An 18390-nucleotide genomic window follows, 5' to 3' on the forward strand; every position below is an offset into this window, starting at 1 on the left:
TCACTCCACCTCTGCCGTGGCGGCCGGTTGCCGCGCCTTGATGGTGGCCGGCACCCCCACTGCAAGCGAGTTGTCCGGCACATCCACCAGCACCACGGCATTGGCGCCGATGATCACGTTGTTGCCGATGCGGATGCTGCCCAGCACCTTGGCTCCGGTACCGATATCGACATTGTTGCCGAATACCGGGGCAATCGGTTCGTCGACATTTTTCAAACCCACCACCACGCCGTTGCGGATGCGGCAGTCATCGCCAAAGCGGGCATAGCCACTGACGACGATGCCGCCAAAATGGTCGATGACAAAGTTGCGCCCGATCTCTACCTCGCAGGGCAGCTCGATACCGGTGATGATCTGCACGAACTTGAACAGCACCTTGTAGATGAACGAGCACAGCTTGCGCAGCAGTGCAGGGCGAACGTGGTAGCGCCAGCGGCCGAAGCGATATACCAGCAGTACCCAGAAACCCTGGGCGCCCCAGTCGCCGCCATGGGCGCGCAAATCGGCACGGATATTCTCGAACATGGCTCTACCTACCTTGTCGGTTGGCTGGCGTAGCGGGTCTTGAGCAGCAGTGACCAGGTCGCCCGGCAATGCCGCCAGCAGGCCTGGATCGCGCCCCATCCGCGTCGTTTCAACAGCGCCTTGAGTGCCAGCACCAGGTCCCCCAGGGTGACGAGCAGCATGTGCAGGGCCAGGCCCGCCACGCCATGATGCTTGCGGAAGTACAGCAACTCGCTTTCGATCTGGTATGACGAAATCTGCCGGCTGGCCGCCTCCAGCTCGGCCACCGACTTGGAGCTTTCACCGCCGATGTGCACCACCGTGGTATGCGGGTAGAACACCACCTTCCAGCCCGCCTCCTTGACCCGCTTGCAATGGTCGACCTCCTCGTAATAAAGGAAGTAGCGCGGGTCGAACAGGCCGACCTGGTCGAGCACTTCGCGGCGCACCAGGTAGAAACAGCCAGGCAGCCAGTCGCATTCGCGCACCGAGGCATGGTCCCAGTTCATTTCGTCGACCATTTTCAAGCCGGGGAAAAAGCGCCCCAGCCCGGTTCGCCCGACAAACACGTTGAGGGGGGTCGGGAAGTAGCGGCAGCTGGGCTGCAAGTCGCCATCGCGGCCCTCCAGGCGCACGCCCAGCACGCCACACTCCGGGTGGGCATCCATGTAGTCGACGGTTTTCTGCAGGGAGTCGGCGGCGACGAATGCATCGGTGTTCAGCAGCAAGGCGTACTTGCCTTGCAAGTGCGCCAGCAACTGGTTGTTGGCGCGGCCAAAACCGATGTTCTGCTTGTTGCTCAGCAACAGCGCTTGCGGGCACACCTCGGCCAGGCGCTGCACCGAGTCGTCGGCCGAGGCGTTGTCCACCACCAGGTAGCTGGCCAGCCGTTCGCTGTCGGCCTGGCGCAGCGCATCGAACATGGGCTGCAACAACCCGGCGGTGTTGAAGTTGACCACCATCACATCCACAGGCTTAGCCATTATTGCTGTCCCCGAAGAAATACTGGCGCCGTTGCGCCCTGAGCATCGGTTCCACCTCCGGGTCGTAAGCACCCTTGCGTTGCTTGACAATGTCGATCCACGGGTAGGCTTCGCAGCGTGCCTCCACCCGCTGGATCAACGCCTCGGTGGTGCAGATGAAGGTGGCCGGATTGCCGCCATAGACAGTCCCGGGCGGTACGTCCTTGGTAACCACCGCGCCAGCCGCCACGATCGACTCCGGCCCGATGGTCACGCGGGGCATGACGATGGCACCGTGGCCGATGAAGCAGTTGTCCTTGATGTCGATGAAACCGACCGAGTCCAGGTGCTTGCCGAAGCGGTGTTCGATCAGCAATACCACGCCGTCATGACCGATCAAGGTACAGTCGGACAACCCCACGCTGTTACCGATGCGTACCAGCGACGGGTCGGTGATGTTGCACCCCTGGTTGACAAAGAAGTTGCTGCCCACCGAGTGGAAACCGCCCCAGCGGGCCAGGTAGGCGCCCCACTCCAGGCCTGTTGGGTTGAAGAACCTCTTGTAGAACGAGGTTCCCCGCCCGGTTGCGTGGACATAACGCGTCACGGCACTACGTATCCATCCCTTCATACTGCCTGGCCTCGCAATCATTGCAATCTGGACTGTCCCTGAGGCGCTTCGGGTCTCGTTCTTCTAGGTACTGACCGCCGCGCACTCAACCCATGTACAACATGCTTCACGCTGCGGCGCCGCTGGCCGCTCTCATCTTGGCATCGAGGTGGTCGGCCAGCCGCACGGCAAACTGCAACAACGGCATGGTCGGGTTGGAGGCGCCGCCCTTGGCAAAGATACTGCTGCCGGCGACGTACAGGTTTTCGGTACCGAACACCTTGCAGTTGGCATCGACAACGCCGTACTGCGGCGAGGCGGCCATGCGCGTGGTGCCCATGTGGTGGGCATGTGGCGCCATTTTCAGCGGTATCGAGGTGTCATAGACGAAGTCGTTGAGCTTGACGAAGCCCAGGTCCATTTCGGCAAACTGCTGGGCCAGTTCGCTGCCGATGCATTTGATGGTATGCCGGTCATCAGCGCTCAGGGCCCAATTGACATTGACCTTGGCCACACCCAGCGCGTCCTTCTCGTCCAGCAGCGAAATGCGGCTTTGCAAGTTGGGAAACTGCTCGATCATGGTGCTGATCACGCCGTCACCGGGGCAGCTGAACTTGGCGACGAACTCGACCTTGCTGGAAATACCCATGTCGCAGGCCAGGTTCTCCAGAAAATGCTTGACCTCGGCCGTGCGCCCATAGGTTTGCACGTCGGCCAGCAATACGGCCGTGACATTGCCTTTACCGGCCTTGTACTCGTCGACGAAGGCATCGGTGGTGTAGTACTGGCGGGGCTCCGGGTCCTGCCCTGACTTGAGGATGAAAGTGCCCAGCTCGATGTTCAGGTGTTCCATGAAACACCCACCGACCAGCCCCTCCTTGCTCACCACGCCTGCCGCCAGCAGTGACTGGCTGTTCAGCAACTGCCGGGCATTCTCGATGGCGCCGGTGGCCAGGATGAAGTTGCTTGCCACCAGGCGCTGACGGTTGTGCTGGTAGTCGGACAACACCACCGCAGCCAGGCGGCCGGAAGCCGTGTCGAACTCCAGGTCGACACAATTGCAGTTGATGAACACGTCCAGGCCCTTGGTCTGTTCAAGGGCCGTGGCGTATTTCTGCGCGAAACGCGTAGGCGGGCTGAGCAGGAAGCGATCAGGCTCGAAATCGCCGCCGTTGAGCCCGGTATTCATTGCATGGAATTCCGCCCCGCTGGGCAGGTCGACGATCTCCATGGCCGCTGGCAGGTAGCCTTCAATCTCCGAATAGGGGATCGGCCAGCCAGGCAGCTCGCCAGGCGGGGCGAGGGTGAAGTCGGAGGGGGTGAATGGCCGGCAACGGCCGGCCCAGTGGTTGGAGGTGCCACCCAGGTAACGCAGGCGGGTTTCCTCGGCATACAGTTCCAGGCCCGTGGATTCACAGGCATACAAGCCTTGCGACTGCAGCGCGTGCTCGCGCCCCCCGCCTTCGGCGAGCAGCACGCTCCAGCCAGCGGCGGCCAGGCGCAGGCCCAGCGTGATGCCGGCAGGCCCGGCACCGACAATGCAGAAATCGTAGCTGTCGCGCAGCGTCTTTTGCTGCTGATAGTCATTGATCATGCTTGCGCGTTCCGGAAGTAACGGGACGGCAGGACCCAGCCGTTGATCACCACAAAACCGGGCTTTTCAGCGGATTTGCCAACGAGCGCCGACGAAGCGCCAAACACCGCGCCCCCCACGCCCAGCAATACACAACTCTGAAGAAAGCCCCGACGACCCAACTGCGCAGTACAAAACGTAAGCTTCCCCATGATCCCGTGACCTGTACCGTTGAAAGTTTTACCCTGCAAGCTGCGTCACAGCCAGTTGAAGAAGGCTGTCAGCAGCGCCCCGCACAGCGCCCCGACCGGTAGCATAGGCAGCACCACCAGCTCACGTTTGAGGCTGAATATATCCAGTTTGCAATTCACATACACGACCAGCACCAGCGTCGGCACGGTATGCAGGGCAACCCCCCAGATCGCCCACTCCACACCGCCAAGCGCCAGCAGCAGCGGTAGCAGCCCCCACAGTGAGACCAGGCGGATGATGTTGTCCATGGCCTGGTACTTGGTCAGGCCCAAGGCAATCCATACCTGATGTGCCAATGTATAGCGCAATGTGAGGAACGAGAGTGAAAGAATTGCTAGCATAGGGCCAGCTTCCTGGTAGCGCTCGTCGTACATCCAGCCGATCAGCAACGGGCTGGCGGTCAAAAAACCGCCACAGATGAACAACACCAGCAGGTCGACCAGCAGGCGGAAGCGGTGATACAGCGCCTTCAGGCGTGCCTTGTCATCGGCCCGCGCCGCTTCGCTGAACGCGGGCAGTGCCACAGCGCCGACCACTTTCATCAGCGCGGTCTGCACCGCGCCCAGAATCAGCACGGCAATCGAATACACGCCCAGTTGCGCCGCCGACATACTGGCGCCAAACAGGATCCGGTCGCCGTACATGGCCAGCACACCCACCATCGACGACAGCAGGATCCAGCGGCCGAACACGATCAGCTCGGTCAGCGCCGTGCGGTCCCAGCGCAAGTGGTTGCCGGGGCCTTCCAGGGCGGTATGCCCCAGTACGGTCCAGGCCACGGCCGATACCAGGCCGGCGATAACGAGCGCCCAGATCGAGTGGGTCAGCAAGCCCATTACCAGCATCACCACCAGACCGGCGACCTGCGAGGCCAGGTCCACCAGCACCACGCGCTTCTGTTGGAAAGTTCTGACAGCGACATCTATCTTGGTGGACTGGAAACCCCAGATGAGCGCCGACAGCCCGGTCACTGCCAGCACCATCGGCAGCACCGGCGCGGCATAGGTGGAGTCGGCCGGCCACAGTTCGGCCACCTGGGCCAGCCACGCGCCAAAGGCCAGCAGCAGGGTCAGGCCAAACAACAGGAAGCCGCGGATGATCTGCACGGTCCAGGCGGTATTGAGGAAGTCCGGGTCATCACCCCGGTGGCTCTGGATGATGTTCTGCCGCAGCCCGACGTCCGACAGCAGGTGAAGGAGTACCGAAACCGTGGTGGCAATAACCATTACCCCGAACATTTCCGGTAGCAGCAAGCGCGCCATGATCAGGTTACCGCCCAGGCGCATCACCTGCGACGCGACCTGCGAGAGCAGGTTCCAGGACCCGGCTCGCAGAGCCCGGTCGCGCAGGCTCGCGGCAGCTGTCACATCAATCGACGGCATGACTTCAATCTCTGACTGATTGGCTAAAAGTCACTATAGTTTCAATTAGCCACGATGCTAGCCGTTGCCCACCGAGGGAAAGGTGTACATAGCCGATGCCTGAACATTTTCGTGCGTTGATCGTCATTCTGTTTCTGGCAAGCGTGGTGTTCGTGCTGTCGCGCCGCCCTGCCACCGACCTGATCCCGCTGGGCGACTACAAGCGCCGGCGCAACCTGTGGTTCCTGCTGACTGTGCTGGCCTTCGTGTCGCACAGCTTCTGGCTGTACCTGGCCGCCGGCGGCGTAATCCTGTTCATCGCCGGGCGCCGTGAACATAACCCCATGGCGCTGTTCTACATGTTGCTGTTCCTGATTCCGCCGGCATCGGTGCAAGTGCCCGGGTTTGGCGTGGTCAATTACCTGGTCGACCTCAACCACATTCGCCTGCTGACCCTGTGCGTGCTGCTGCCGGCGGCACTGGCCTTGCGCCAGCAAGGCGACACCCTGCGCTTCGGTCGTACCTGGCCCGACAGATTGCTGGCCGCCGGGCTGGTGCTGATGAGCGTGCTGTACCTGCGCGAGACTACCCTGACCGACACCTTGCGCCAGGCGCTGTACCTGTACGTCGACGTGTTCCTGCCGTATTACGTCGCCAGCCGGGGCCTGCGCCAGGTCAGCGACTTCAAGGACACCCTGCTGGCGTTCGTCCTGGCGTCCTTCGTGCTGGCCCTGATCGCCGTGGCCGAGTACGTGCGTCACTGGTTGCTGTACAGCGCCCTGGTCGACGCCATGGGCGTGCCATGGAGCATGTCCGGTTACCTGAGCCGGGGCGGCTCGCTGCGCGCCAGTGCCACCACCGGGCAAGCCATTGCGCTGGGCTATGTGATGAGCGTGGCGATTGGCTTGTTCCTGTTCGTGCAGGGCTATGTGCAACGGCCGCTGCATCGCGCCATGGGCGCCCTGCTGCTGGCCGCCGGCCTGTTCGCGCCGCTGTCGCGCGGCCCCTGGATCGGCGCGGTGGTGATCGTGGTGGTGTTCATCGCCCTTGGCAAAGGGGCGGTCAGGCGCCTGGCGCTGCTGGGTGCAGCCGGCATGCTGGCCCTGCCCCTGCTGACCGTGGTGCCAGGCGGTGAAAAGGTGCTGGACCTGCTGCCCTACATCGGCAACATCGAAAAAGAGAACATCACCTACCGCGAGCGCTTGATGGACAACTCCTGGATCGTCATCCAACGCAACCCGTTGTTCGGCTCGTTCGATTTCCGTAACACCCCGGAAATGCAATCGATGATCCAGGGCGAAGGCATCATCGACATCGTCAACACCTACATCAACCTGGCACTGCGCGTCGGGCTGGTCGGGCTAAGCCTGTTCGTGGCGTTTTTCGCCGTGGTGCTGTTCGGCATCCGCAAGGCCATGCTCAGCTTTGCCGACAAGGACGATGAGCGACGACAGCTTGGCCGGGTGCTGTTGGCAACGCTCATCGGCATTCTGATGATCATCTTCACCGTCAGCAGCATCACCTTCATCCCGGTCGTGTACTGGTCGATCGCCGGGCTGGGCGTGGCCTATATCCAGATGGTGCGCAGGCTGCACAGCAGCCAGGCCATCGAACTGGCCGACCCCGGCCTCAACCCAGGTAATCTCCATGACCGTGCTTGATCTACGTCACCTGCTGCGCTTGTCGGCGTTGGCCGGCCTGGCCCTGTTGCCTTTGGCAGGCTGGGCGTCGGCCTGGCAGGTCAGTGTCGATGAGCAGAATGGCCTGCCCACGGTGACCCGTGGTGGTGGGCCGGTGATGCAGGCCAAGTTCGACTTCTGGGCCGCCAACTGGAGCTGGACCGGCTTCTACACGACATTCAAGGTCAATGGCCCCTACCACTACACACTGCAGGGCAAGAACAAGGAGCTGGACTTCGACCTGGCAGCCGACATTCGCAAGGAGCAGCCGCAAACCCTGAGCTGGGCCTTCGACCTCGACGCCCACAGCCGTCAGAGCGGGGTGATTGGCGGCGGCATGGTGTTCCAGTTCGACCCGGCGCAGATCGCCGCAGGCATGGGCGCCCCGCAACTGCTGCCGGGTAATCGTGGCTGGTCATGGGGCCAGGTTGACCAGGGCCGACGCATCGAAATGCGCTTCGACCCGCCACTGGCCAAGGTGTATTTCGAACGCGGCAACCCTTCCGAGTTGCGCGCTTTTTTGTACGACAACCCGATCAACGCCGGGCGCAAGCAGATCAAAGCGGTGCTGAACGTGACCGGCGACATCGACCTGGGGCCGACCCCCACCGAACGCTTTGGCCTGGCCGACCCCGCCAGCTGGCCCGATGACCAGCTGGACTGGCGCACCTCGCCGGTGGATCTGTCGTTCCTCAATGCGGCAGAAAAGCCCGCCGGCAAACGCGGATTCGTCAAGGCGGTCGGTGAACAGCTGATGTTCGACGACAACACATCAGTGCGCTTCTGGGGCACCAACATGTCCGCCTACGCGCTGTTCAAAAGCCCCGACGAAGAAATCCGCCAACAGGCCAGGCGCCTGTCGGCACTGGGCTTCAACCTGGTGCGCCTGCACCACCACGATTCGCCGTGGGTCAGCCCCAACGTGTTTGGCGACGGTACGCTGGTGCGTGATACCCAGCAGCTCAGCGCCGAGTCGCTGCGCAAGCTCGACCTGTGGATCAAGGCACTCAAGGATGAAGGCATCTACATCTGGCTGGACATGCACGTGCAGCGTGCGTTTACCGCCGACGACAATATTGAAGACTTCAATGAGCTACCCGAGAAGGAAGGTCGCGTCGACCTGAAGGGTTACGCCTACGTGAACGACAGTATCCAGAAAGCGATGAAACGGTTCGCCGAGCAGTACCTGACCCATGTGAATGAATACACCGGCCTGGCTTACAAGGACGACCCGGCCATCGCCGCCGTGCTCATCACCAACGAGAACGACATCACCCAACACTACGGCAACGCCCTGATGCCGAACAAGGATGTACCGCAGCACAGCAAACGCTACATGAAAGCGGCCGAAGCCTTCGCCAGGCAGTACGACCTGCCCGTCGACCAGACCTGGCGGGCCTGGGAGCATGGCCCGTCGAAGCTGTTCCTCAATGAACTGGAGCAACGCTTCAACACCGACATGATCGCGCACTTGCGCGGCCTTGGGGTCAAGGTGCCGATCGCCACCACCAGCACCTGGGGCGGCAATGGGCTGAGCGCACTGCCTGCCCTGACGGTGGGCGATGTGATCGACGCCCACAGCTACGGTGCCATTGGCCAGCTGGAGAAAAACCCGCTGACCAGCGACGGCATGATCGACTGGATCGCTGCCGCCCAGGTGGTCGGCAAGCCACTGACCGTGACCGAGTGGAACGCCGAACCATTCCCGCTGCCTGACCGCCACTCACTGCCGCTGTACGTGGCCGGCACTGCCAGCCACCAGGGCTGGGACGCGATGATGCAGTACGCCTACAGCCAGCAAGGCTTCAACCCAGGTTGGCGCACCGCAGACAACTGGCACGCGTACAACGATCCGGCCATGCTCGCCACCCTGCCCGCTGCCGCCCTGCTTTATCGGCGCGGCGACGTGAAGCCGGCAACCACCCACTACGTGTTCGCGCCCACGCCTGCCACCCTGTACGACCAGGAAATCACCCCGCGCAATTCGCCACTGTTGCGCACCGCCATGGAGAAAGGCCGGCTGCAGATTGCCTTGCCGCAGACCCCACAACTGCCCTGGCTGAAGCCCGCCGCCCTCCCCGCTGACGCGCAGGTGCTGCACGACCCGCAGCAATCGCTGCTGGCCGCCGATGCCAGCGAGTCGGTGACCGACACCGGCGAACTGAAGCGCAACTGGCAACAAGGCATCTACACCATCGACACACCGCTGACCCAGGCCGCCAGCGGCTGGCTGGGTGGCCGCTCGATCAGCCTGGGCGCGCTTGAGGTGCAAACGCAGACACCCTACGCCAGCGTGGTGCTGCAAAGCCTGGACGGCAAACCCCTGGGCCAGTCGCGCGAGTTGCTGCTGTCACTCGGCACCCGTGCCATGCCCAAGGCCGATGACAAGACACCGTTCAACGTAGAACCGCTGCAAGGCAGCCTGACAATCAAGGCGCCTGCAGGCCTGAAACTGTTCGCCCGCGATGCACAGGCGCAACTGAAGGCCCTGCCGGCAGCCTACAAGGATGGGCATTACACCGTCACTTTCGATGGCAACTACATGTCCAACTGGCTGTTCTTGAAATAGAGCATATGGCCATCTACGCTCAGGTCACCGGTAGCTGATCATCCCACCTGCACGTTTCAGGGACGGTTCACTGCGTCTGTACAACACAGCAGAACACAGGAGGTGCGGATGAAGTTTCTGGTAGTGGGTGGCGCGGGCTACATTGGCTCGCACATGGTCAAGCACCTGCTGGGCAGCGGCCATGAGGTGGTGGTGGCGGACCTGGTATCACCCGGCCCGGGCATCCAGTGGGCCAAACTCGACATTGCCGACGAACCCGCACTGGATGTGCTGTTTGGCGTCTGCCGCTTCGACGCCGTGTTTCACTTTGCCTCGTTCATCCAGGTGGGCGAGTCGGTGAGCGCGCCAGGCAAGTACTACCAGAACAACGTGGCGGCCACCCTCTCTCTGTTGCAGGCCATGGTCAATGCCGGCATCAGGCATCTGGTGTTTTCTTCGAGTGCCGCCGTTTACGGCAACCCGCAGTATGTCCCCATCGACGAAGCGCACGCCAAGGGGCCGATCAACCCTTACGGGCTGAGCAAATGGATGGTCGAGCAGATCCTCGAGGACTTCGACCGGGCCTATGGCCTGAAGTCGGTTTGCCTGCGCTACTTCAATGCAGCGGGTGCCGACCCGGAAGGCCAGCTCGGGGAGCGTCACGATCCGGAGACCCACCTGATCCCGCTTATACTGCAGGCCGCATCAGGCCGCCGCGAGGCGGTGACGGTGTTCGGCCGCGACTACGACACCGCAGATGGCACCTGCATACGCGACTACGTGCATGTGGCTGACCTTGCCGCGGCGCATGCGCTGGCGGTGGATTACCTGCTGGCGGGCGGTGAACGGGCCGCGTTCAACCTGGGCAATGGCCTGGGGTTCTCGGTGCAGCAGGTGATCGATACCGCCCGGTCGGTGACTGGCCGGCAGATCAATACCCTCGACGCGCCGCGTCGCGCCGGCGACCCGCCGCGGTTGGTGGCAGATGCGAGCAAGGCAATCGATGTGCTGGGTTGGCGGCCGGAGTTTGCATCACTGGAGGAAATTGTGCGCCATGCCTGGGAGTGGGAATTGCAGTATCCGTGGAGCAAGTGCCAGGGCTGACATTTTGGGGGCGCTTTGCGCAATGCCAGTCAGTAAGCAATTGGGGCCGCTTTGCGGCCCATCGCCGGCAAGCCAGGCTCCCACGAGTACGGCGCATGGCTTGAATTCGATGCGGTCTGGGTGGGAGCTGGCTTGCCGGCGATGGAGGAAGCCTCAGTAATAGGTGCGCGGCTGCTCGTCGGCCTTGTTCAACACCGTACCGACCAGGTTCACCGTGGCCAGGTGATGCAGGCAGTCCTCGATTTCCTTCTTGTTGTTCATGCCGTTGGCGACCACCAGCAATACACAATCGAACTTGGGTATCACGGTGATCGCATCGTCCGAGCTGAGCAACGGTGGCAAATCGAAAATGCAGATGCGCGACTCGTAACGGTTGCGCAAGTCGCCGATCAGGTTGTGCACTTTCGGCGAGGACAGCATCTCGGTCGACAACGGCACCGGCACCCGCGTCGGCAGCACCACAAAACGCGGCAGGGTCGGGTTGACCAGGCAATCCTGCAAGTCAGCCTTGTCGCTCAGAAACTCGTTCAGTGCCTGCTCCATCGGCAGGCCCAGCGTGCTGCCAACCTTGGGCCGACGCAGGTCGAAGTCCACCAGCAATGCGGTCCTGGTGGTGTAGTGGGCGATGCTCATGGCCAGGTTGATTGCCAGCACCGTCTTGCCCGCCTCAGGGGTTGGCGAGGTGATGCCCAGGGTACGCCAACCGTTCTCCTCCATGATCCTGAGCACCTGCGTGCGCAGCAGGTCGATCGGCCCGTTCATGTTGGAGTTCTTGTTATAGGCGACGATGCGGTTGCGCTCCAGGTGGTCTGCGCGCAGCGACACCACCTTGGTGTTCACGTAGTCGAACTGGCCAGGCACCTCGGCCAGGGCCGTGCCGGAGGGGGCTGAGACAACCTGGGGAGTGCCCGGGGTAACCTGGTGAATCGTGTTGCCTACAACCGGCTTGATCCTGTCCATCACTGCTTTCCCTATGCAAACCGAGACATGGCCTTGAACAACAGCACATCCAGTGGCATGTAGAACATGTGTACCAGCACTATCATGATAGCCGCCAGCGCCAGTGCCGCCAGAATCAGCCAGTTGCGCCAGCGCTTGCGCCTGGCCACGTCGGCGCGGGTATCGATGTAGGGCAGCGCTACCAGCACCCGCTTGCCCAGCAGGCTTTCCAGGGCCCCGACGCCGCGCACGCGCTGGTTGAGCATTTCCAGCAGCATCACCAGTGCGCCGCCACCGGCCGGTGCCAGCACCAGGCCCAGTGCGGCGATCTTCTTGCGGTTCGGCTTGATCGGTTTCTCGGGCATCAGCGGTGGCTCCAGCAGTACAAAGCGTTCAGCCTTGTTCTCCTGTTCCAGGCTTTCGGTAATCTTCGCGCCCATTTCCTTGGCGCGGATTTCTTCGTACTTCTTGCGGGCGTTGTCATGGTCACGCATCAAGGTCACCAGGCCACGCTCCACTTGCGGCGCCTCGAGGATCTCGGCCTCGTAGCCTTCCATCTTGCGGGTCAATTCGCGCTTCTGCTCGGCCAGCGAACTGATCCGCTCCTGGGCAGCGCTCATCTTGGCACGTACCCGGGCGACGTCGAGGCTGACCGTGGAGGCCACTGCAGTGCGGCCACCGGTGGCCTGAAATGCATCGATCTTGCGCTTGACCGCGACCACGTCCGGGTGGGCGTCCTTGTAGCGGCTCAGCAGCCGCGCGTATTCGGCCTTCAGGCTGGGCAGGTCCTGCGGCTGGTCGGCACTGGCAGGCTTGCTGCCTTCTGTGGCCTTGGTGCCTAGCCCGGCGTTGGCGGCAGACAGTTCCAGCTCCAGGTAACGCAGTTCTTCCTGGGCCGCCTTGTAGTCACGGTCGACCTCGCGGAACTCCAGCTCCGAGCGCGACAGCATGTTCATGCGCAGGGTCTGGTGCTCCGGCAAGGCGTTGGCATGGGCCTGCTTGAAATCGGCCAGCTGGTTTTCCAGGCTGGCCAGTTCGGCGCCCAGCTTGTTCGCCTCCTGGGTAAGGAATTCGGTGGTTTCGTTGGCCCGTTCGGTGCGCTGCTTGAGGTTTTCGTTAAGGAACAGTGTCACCAGCTCGTCGGCGACTTCCTTGGCCACTTGCGCCTGCTTGTGCTCGAAGGACACATTGAAGGCAACGGTCGCTTCGCCGCGCCCGCGCACAAAGGTGGTGAGGGTTTCGACCACGATGGCATTGCGCATCTGGTCGATCTTGTCGCTTTCGCTGAGGCGCTTGTCGGCGAACAGGCTGTACTTGTCGATGATGCGCAGCAGGTTTTCGCGGGTCATCACCCGCTGGCGAATCACCTCGATGCGCTCATCGGCAAAACTGGTGGTGTTGGTCGACACCAGCTCGGGCGAAATCTGCTGTGATTCCACCAGGATGGTGCCGGTTGACTGGTAGATCGGCGGCACCATCAACGCGACCGCCACGGTCGCGGCAAGAATGACTACGGCACTCACCCCTAACACCAGGGCCCTGTCCTTGATAATGGCGATGTAATCTCTGATCGAGAGTTCGTAGTCAGACTTCATGGGGCCACCTGCCTGAAGTTCAGATGTCGGGATACCTGTACGTCAACGTCAGACCAACGATCGTCGCGGTTGCATCGGCTTCGTGGTCCTGCTGCCGTTCCTTGTACATCAGCGACAGGCGCAGGTCCCAGTACGGCGAAAACTGGCGGCTGGCCCATACGCTGTACGTCTGTAGCGTGTTGGGCGACTGCCCCTTGCTGTCTTGCCAGGCGGCGTCCGCGCCCACCCGGGTCAGCTCGCCCACCGCGTAACTCCACACACCGCGTACCTGGTCCAGCTCGGCGAAGCCGCCTTCGGCGCTGGCCACCGTGCTGCGCTCAGCCGTGAAGCTGGCATCGGAGCGCACACCGGTGTACAGCAGCGAAACCCCGCCCTCCCCGCGCCGCCCGCCGTCGTCACCCGACACTTCATTGACGCCAACGTGGGCATCGGCACTCAAGCCTGCAGCCAGCTGGTACTTGATGCCAACTGCGGGCGTGTAGCTGTTGGAGGCCGTCGCGGTCAGGTCCTGCTCGGGCTCGTAGCGCCGGGCGCCAAAGCGGGCATACACATCGGCGCGCTCGCTCCAGGCATAGGTCCAGGTGAATACGTTTGCCAGTTCTTCGTAGCCCGTCAGGGTACTGATGTCGTAACGGGCACGGTTGTAGGTGGTTTCGTTGCTCAGGGTGCTGCGCTCAGTGACTGCCTGGCTCCAGTTGCCGGTCAGCGTGTACAGCTTCTGCGTACCGTCGGTGGTGATCACCCCCGTGTCCAGCACCGTCCCCGACAGCGTCGAGCTCTCGTTGTAACGCGCCAGCAGGCCGAAACGCCCGCGTTCGGTGGTGCGTTGCCAGCCCAGGCTGATGTCGGGGTCTTCACGGTCATCGACGATATCCGTGTCGGATGAGCGCAATACATGCATGCCCAGCCCCAACCTCAATTCGTCACGGTCGAAGGTGCCGATCAGGGTGTAATCGGGCGCGATGATCGTGCGCGTTACACCTTTCTCCCCCGACGACAGCAACAACGGGTTGCTGTCGTATTCAACGGATGTCGGTACCACCACCGTAGACTGCCAATTTGCCGCCAGGACCGCGTCCGTGAACGGCAATACCAGGATTGCCGTCGCAATGCGAGTTGTTCTTAGAAGAGGCATTAAGTGTTCTTATTAAAGGCAAGATCAAGGAACGACCAGCGTATCGCCAGCCTGAAGTTGGATGTTGGTGGACATGTCCCGCCCAGACACCAGGTCCTTATATCGCACGGGCAGGATCTTTTGGGAAGTGCCAGTGCCGCGGACCACCTTGATATCGCTTTCGTCAGCAAACTTGTCCAGGCCGCCCGACATGCTCAGGGCCTGCAGCACGGCGGTCGGGCCTGCCATTTGTACCGGTCCGGGCTTGATCACTTTGCCTTGGACATACACCAGGTTGCCGGCAATGCTCTTGACGACAACGCTGACATTCGGGTCGGGGAGGAATTTTTCGAGTTTGCTGGCAACTTGTTTTTCAACTGCGGTCACATCCAGCCCGGCGACATTGATGCGCCCGGCCAGTGGGAAGGTGATGCTGCCATCGGGAAGTACGGTGGCTTCTTGACGCAGGCTGTCTTCCTGCCATACCGAAACCATCACCACATCGCCAGGGCTGAGCAGGTAGGTAGCACCGGACTGATCGGCATTGGTCACACCAGACCACGCCGCCAGCATGCAGAACGCGGCAAACATTGAACGCATCATGAGGGTCCCTCCGGCCAAATGGCCCGACAAAGAGCACTGAATGAGAACAACACACCAACTCTCGCTCCGCTTCGCGACGGACTGCTGCCGCGATGGCCTGGACCTTTCTGCAGGCCCTTACCTTGACGCTGCGCAGCTACCCTGCGCTGCCTGCAACCGTGGACGTTCACGGGCTACAGGGAATATAGCAACGGTTGGGGAATTGACAAGCCGACGGCGGGGTGATCAACCCTCCAGCGTGCAATCAGGTTCAGATCTTTCTACGGTTGGCCACGGCCACAAAACCGACAACTGCAAAAGCAAAGAACCAGACTGCGGTTGAAACAGGAATGATACTGTTTTGGTTTATATACGAGTCCGCCGCGCGAGCCGCGCCACTCAGAAGCACCATCAGAAACATCGATTTGATAATCAGAGTCGTGCGCATACGCCCTTCCTTTAAAGAGGAAAATCAATGAGTTATTGGCGCGGTGTGGCGGGAGTTGTATTGCTGTTGAATTGAGCTTATGGGCACAGTGACACTACGTCAATGATCCGACACCATAATAAAATTCAATGGGTGATAGGCGAGTTCGTCAAAATATCGACATGCAGAATATGCGCAGGCGGGTGGGGATGTTCGCTGTAGCGTTTCACCGATGAGATAGCCGGCACTGGCGCTGAGGCCGCACTGCGACCCCCCGGCATTTTATGCTTCCCCGTGGTGTACCACGACCAGCAACTGTGCCGGCAGCGCCCCCACCGAGCGTAGGCGGTGCGGTGTTTGCGCGTCGAAATGCAGGGCATCGCCCTGCTCCAGCAGCACCCGCTCGTTCATGAAGTCCACCTCCACCTGACCGGCGTGCACGAACAGAAACTCCTCGCCCTGGTGCTCCTTGAACGTGGGGTCACTGAATTCTGACGGTGGCTGGATCAGGAACGGCAACAGGCTGCGCTGCCCCACCTGGTTGGTGAGCGCCGCGTAGCCGGGGCCCTGCCCATCCCCGACCAGGGCCTGGCGCTGGCCACTGCGCACCAGGCTGTAACGGCTCTGGCGGTGCTGTTCTTCGGCGAACAGTTCTTCGACGTTGACGTTCAGCGCCCGCGCCAACTTCAAGGCGGCGGCGATCGACGGCGTGTTCAGGCCGCGCTCGACCTTGGACAGGTAGCTTTTGGTCATGCCGGTTTTCTCGGCCAGCAGTTCCAGGGTCATGCCCAGTTTCTTTCGCAGCAGTTTCAATCGGATAGACATGTGGCGCGGGGCTCCCAGGCGAAGGCAGCCATGATACGCGTGTTGAGCCCGGCGCCAAACCTTGGGCGCGGGCTCAACCGCGCAGCGGTTACGGCATTACCGGTGGCGCATACTGCAGCGTCGTGCCCAAGGCCCACAGCAACACCAGCACCAATGGCGCATGCACCAGCAACTGCACGAACGAAAACCCGATCAGGTCACGCGCCTTGAGCCCCAGCACGCCCAGCAGCGGCAGCATGTAGAACGGGTTGATCAGGTTCGGCAAGGCTTCGGCAGCGTTGTAGATCTGCACCGCCCAGCCCAGGTGATACTGCAGGTCATTGGCCACCAGCATCACGTAAGGCGCCTCGATGATCCACTTGCCGCCGCCCGAAGGGATGAAGAAGCCCAGCACCGCCGAGTACACGCCCATCAACAAGGCATAGGTGTCATGGGTGGCAATCTGGGTGAAGAACAGCGAGATGTGATGGGCCAGGGTCTGTTCATCGACGCCCTTCACCTGGGTGAGGATGGCAGCGATCGAGCCATACAACGGGAACTGGATCAATACGCCCGTTGTGGTCGGCACCGCACGCGCCACAGCGTCAAGAAAACTGCGCGGGCGCCAGTGCAGCAAGGCACCAAGCATGATGAACAACAGGTTGTAGGTGTTCAGCCCGGAAATCGCAGTAATCGCCGGCTTGGTCGCGAACTCCTGGTACAGCCAGCCCGCAGCCAGTGCCACCAGCAACAGGATCAGGATCGGGCTGTGCTCCAGCCACTCACCCGGGCGGGTGCGCTGGGGCGCAGGAGGCGCGGTGAAGCTGGGGTCGATACCGCAGTCCTCGGCGCTGCGCGCACTGTTCGGGCCTGGCGCCGTGGCATAGGCAATCACCAGCGAGACCACGATCAGCGCTGCCAGCATGACGCCCGACTGCCACAGGAAGATGGTTTCGGTAAAGGGAATGACCCCGGTGATCGACAGGATCGACGGTGGCAGGCTGGCCGGGTTGGCCTGCAGCTGCGCCGCCGAGGATGACAGCCCCAGCGCCCATACGGCGCCCAGGCCCAGGTAGGCTGCCGCACCGGCGGCACGGTAGTCCATTTTCAGCTCGGTGCGCCGCGCCAGGGCGCGTACCAGCAGCCCGCCGAATACCAGCGACAAGCCCCAGTTGAGCAGCGACGCCAGCATCGAGATCAGCGCCACCCAGCATACGGCCGAGCGACCATTGCCGGGGATGCGCGCCAAGCGGTCGATAAGCCGCGCGGCGGGCGGCGAGCTGGCCACCACATAGCCGCCGATGACCACAAAGGCCATCTGCATGGTGAACGGGATCAGGCTCCAGAAGCCATCGCCGAAGGCCTTGGCCGTGTCGGTGGGTTTGGCGCCCATTGCCAGGGCACCGAGGCACACCAGCAGTACCGCCAATGCGGCGAACACCCAGGAATCGGGGAACCAGCGTTCGGCCCAGTTGGAACAGCGCAAGGCAAAGCGGGCGGAACGGCTGTCTTGGATTTCAGCGGCCACAGGGCAATTCCTTTTATTGGTTTTATGAGGGGGCAGTTTTGCCGAATAACGCAAAATCCCTGTGGGAGCGGGTTCACCCGCGAATGCTTCGGTAAATTCACCGCCGCATTCGCGGGTAAACCCGCTCCCACAGGGATTGAGGTGATGCTTAGAAGGTCATTTCCTTGACATCATCCGGCACGATCAGCTTGCCGGCGGTTTTCTCGATGATTTCCTCGACGCTCACCCCAGGTGCGGTCTCGCGCAGGATGAAGGCGCCGTCTTCGATTTCCAGGTAGGCCAGGTCGGTCAACACCTTGCGGATGCAGCCGGCACCGGTCAGCGGCAGGCTGCACTGCGCCAGCAACTTGGACTCGCCGTCTTTCGAGGCGTGGGTCATGGTGACGATGATGTTGTCGGCGCCAGCGACCAGGTCCATGGCACCGCCCATGCCCTTGACCAGCTTGCCGGGGATCATCCACGAGGCGATGTTGCCTTGCACGTCCACCTCGAAAGCGCCCAGCACGGTGAGGTCGACGTGGCCGCCACGAATCATGGCGAACGACTGCGCCGAATCGAAGATCGAGGCGCCACGGCGGGCAGTGACGGTCTGCTTGCCGGCGTTGATCATGTCGGGGTCGAGCGTGCTTTCGGTAGGGAACTCGCCCATGCCGAGCAGGCCGTTTTCAGATTGCAGCATTACATCCATGTCGGCGGGCACGTAGTTGGCCACCAGGGTCGGAATGCCGATGCCCAGGTTGACGTAGTAGCCGTCCTTCAGTTCACGGGCAACGCGTTGTGCCATCTGTTCGCGGGTCAGTGCCATGGT

16 protein-coding genes are annotated in these 18390 nt (G+C 62.0%); 3 read left to right on the top strand and 13 right to left on the bottom strand.

The genetic code is table 11. From position 1 onward, the window contains the following. The 5 genes from AC5O5I_RS14510 to AC5O5I_RS14530 all read right to left on the bottom strand — a co-directional run bounded on the left by AC5O5I_RS14510 (position 1) and on the right by AC5O5I_RS14530 (position 5283). On the bottom strand, positions 1-525 hold the full coding sequence (locus AC5O5I_RS14510) for a serine O-acetyltransferase (RefSeq protein ID WP_494511012.1): 525 nt from the start codon (positions 523-525) through the stop codon (positions 1-3). An 8-nt stretch (positions 526-533) separates the two neighbouring features. Continuing rightward, complete coding sequence (locus tag AC5O5I_RS14515) at positions 534-1490, bottom strand: glycosyltransferase family 2 protein (protein WP_172286228.1); 957 nt, start codon at positions 1488-1490, stop codon at positions 534-536. Then, positions 1480-2097, bottom strand: coding sequence for an acyltransferase (locus AC5O5I_RS14520; protein ID WP_172286220.1), 618 nt, complete (start codon positions 2095-2097; stop codon positions 1480-1482). The genes AC5O5I_RS14515 and AC5O5I_RS14520 overlap by 11 nt, the downstream gene beginning before the upstream one ends. Before the next feature lie 106 nt (positions 2098-2203). Further along, positions 2204-3670: an FAD-dependent oxidoreductase gene (locus tag AC5O5I_RS14525; protein ID WP_172232424.1), complete on the bottom strand. Its 1467-nt coding sequence runs from the start codon at positions 3668-3670 to the stop codon at positions 2204-2206. Between the two features lie 236 nt (positions 3671-3906). Continuing rightward, complete coding sequence (locus AC5O5I_RS14530; protein WP_172225046.1) at positions 3907-5283, bottom strand: oligosaccharide flippase family protein; 1377 nt, start codon at positions 5281-5283, stop codon at positions 3907-3909. A 95-nt stretch (positions 5284-5378) separates the two neighbouring features. On the opposite strand from AC5O5I_RS14530, the gene AC5O5I_RS14535 reads away from it, so the two are divergent. The 3 genes from AC5O5I_RS14535 (at position 5379) to galE (ending at position 10593) form a co-directional block, all read left to right on the top strand. Continuing rightward, positions 5379-6923: an O-antigen ligase family protein gene (locus AC5O5I_RS14535; protein WP_172225049.1), complete on the top strand. Its 1545-nt coding sequence runs from the start codon at positions 5379-5381 to the stop codon at positions 6921-6923. Beyond that, the gene (locus tag AC5O5I_RS14540) at positions 6910-9510 is read left to right on the top strand and encodes a glycoside hydrolase 5 family protein (RefSeq protein ID WP_494511013.1); all 2601 of its coding nucleotides are present in this window, start codon (positions 6910-6912) and stop codon (positions 9508-9510) included. Before AC5O5I_RS14535 ends, AC5O5I_RS14540 begins: the two co-directional genes overlap by 14 nt. Positions 9511-9618: 108 nt before the next feature. Beyond that, positions 9619-10593 carry a UDP-glucose 4-epimerase GalE gene (gene galE, locus AC5O5I_RS14545; protein WP_172225055.1) on the top strand — a complete coding sequence of 325 codons (975 nt, stop codon included), beginning with the start codon at positions 9619-9621 and terminating at the stop codon, positions 10591-10593. A gap of 153 nt (positions 10594-10746) precedes the next feature. Here galE and AC5O5I_RS14550 read toward each other — a convergent pair whose 3' ends face one another. The 8 genes from AC5O5I_RS14550 to AC5O5I_RS14585 form a co-directional block, all read right to left on the bottom strand. Continuing rightward, positions 10747-11553, bottom strand: coding sequence for a CpsD/CapB family tyrosine-protein kinase (locus AC5O5I_RS14550; RefSeq protein ID WP_494511014.1), 807 nt, complete (start codon positions 11551-11553; stop codon positions 10747-10749). Between the two features lie 11 nt (positions 11554-11564). After that, the gene (locus AC5O5I_RS14555; RefSeq protein ID WP_172225061.1) at positions 11565-13127 is read right to left on the bottom strand and encodes a GumC family protein; all 1563 of its coding nucleotides are present in this window, start codon (positions 13125-13127) and stop codon (positions 11565-11567) included. Between the two features lie 19 nt (positions 13128-13146). Further along, positions 13147-14262 (bottom strand): hypothetical protein, encoded by a 1116-nt coding sequence (locus tag AC5O5I_RS14560; protein ID WP_172225064.1) that lies wholly within the window; start codon positions 14260-14262, stop codon positions 13147-13149. A gap of 24 nt (positions 14263-14286) precedes the next feature. Continuing rightward, positions 14287-14844: a polysaccharide biosynthesis/export family protein gene (locus AC5O5I_RS14565; RefSeq protein WP_172225067.1), complete on the bottom strand. Its 558-nt coding sequence runs from the start codon at positions 14842-14844 to the stop codon at positions 14287-14289. A 250-nt stretch (positions 14845-15094) separates the two neighbouring features. After that, complete coding sequence (gene eppA / locus AC5O5I_RS14570; protein WP_172225069.1) at positions 15095-15271, bottom strand: EPS-associated small membrane protein EppA; 177 nt, start codon at positions 15269-15271, stop codon at positions 15095-15097. A 261-nt stretch (positions 15272-15532) separates the two neighbouring features. Then, positions 15533-16075, bottom strand: coding sequence for a helix-turn-helix domain-containing protein (locus tag AC5O5I_RS14575; RefSeq protein WP_494511015.1), 543 nt, complete (start codon positions 16073-16075; stop codon positions 15533-15535). Positions 16076-16163: 88 nt separating this feature from the next. Further along, complete coding sequence (locus tag AC5O5I_RS14580; protein WP_172287065.1) at positions 16164-17582, bottom strand: short-chain fatty acid transporter; 1419 nt, start codon at positions 17580-17582, stop codon at positions 16164-16166. A 148-nt stretch (positions 17583-17730) separates the two neighbouring features. Beyond that, on the bottom strand, positions 17731-18387 hold the full coding sequence (locus AC5O5I_RS14585) for a CoA transferase subunit B (protein WP_172225077.1): 657 nt from the start codon (positions 18385-18387) through the stop codon (positions 17731-17733). Between the last annotated feature and the right edge of the window lie 3 nt (positions 18388-18390).

The sequence above is a fragment of the Pseudomonas sp. 9_2_1 genome (assembly GCF_059295275.1).

What these genes read in the sequence shown, in the direction of transcription:
- AC5O5I_RS14510 (WP_494511012.1), bottom strand. Translation starts at nt 525, where the DNA reads ATGTTCGAGAATATCCGTGCCGATTTGCGCGCCCATGGCGGCGACTGG.
- AC5O5I_RS14520 (WP_172286220.1), bottom strand. Translation starts at nt 2,097, where the DNA reads ATGAAGGGATGGATACGTAGTGCCGTGACGCGTTATGTCCACGCAACC.
- AC5O5I_RS14525 (WP_172232424.1), bottom strand. Translation starts at nt 3,670, where the DNA reads ATGATCAATGACTATCAGCAGCAAAAGACGCTGCGCGACAGCTACGAT.
- AC5O5I_RS14530 (WP_172225046.1), bottom strand. Translation starts at nt 5,283, where the DNA reads ATGCCGTCGATTGATGTGACAGCTGCCGCGAGCCTGCGCGACCGGGCT.
- AC5O5I_RS14535 (WP_172225049.1), top strand. Translation starts at nt 5,379, where the DNA reads ATGCCTGAACATTTTCGTGCGTTGATCGTCATTCTGTTTCTGGCAAGC.
- AC5O5I_RS14540 (WP_494511013.1), top strand. Translation starts at nt 6,910, where the DNA reads ATGACCGTGCTTGATCTACGTCACCTGCTGCGCTTGTCGGCGTTGGCC.
- galE (WP_172225055.1), top strand. Translation starts at nt 9,619, where the DNA reads ATGAAGTTTCTGGTAGTGGGTGGCGCGGGCTACATTGGCTCGCACATG.
- AC5O5I_RS14550 (WP_494511014.1), bottom strand. Translation starts at nt 11,553, where the DNA reads ATGGACAGGATCAAGCCGGTTGTAGGCAACACGATTCACCAGGTTACC.
- AC5O5I_RS14555 (WP_172225061.1), bottom strand. Translation starts at nt 13,127, where the DNA reads ATGAAGTCTGACTACGAACTCTCGATCAGAGATTACATCGCCATTATC.
- AC5O5I_RS14560 (WP_172225064.1), bottom strand. Translation starts at nt 14,262, where the DNA reads ATGCCTCTTCTAAGAACAACTCGCATTGCGACGGCAATCCTGGTATTG.
- AC5O5I_RS14565 (WP_172225067.1), bottom strand. Translation starts at nt 14,844, where the DNA reads ATGATGCGTTCAATGTTTGCCGCGTTCTGCATGCTGGCGGCGTGGTCT.
- eppA (WP_172225069.1), bottom strand. Translation starts at nt 15,271, where the DNA reads ATGCGCACGACTCTGATTATCAAATCGATGTTTCTGATGGTGCTTCTG.
- AC5O5I_RS14575 (WP_494511015.1), bottom strand. Translation starts at nt 16,075, where the DNA reads ATGTCTATCCGATTGAAACTGCTGCGAAAGAAACTGGGCATGACCCTG.
- AC5O5I_RS14585 (WP_172225077.1), bottom strand. Translation starts at nt 18,387, where the DNA reads ATGGCACTGACCCGCGAACAGATGGCACAACGCGTTGCCCGTGAACTG.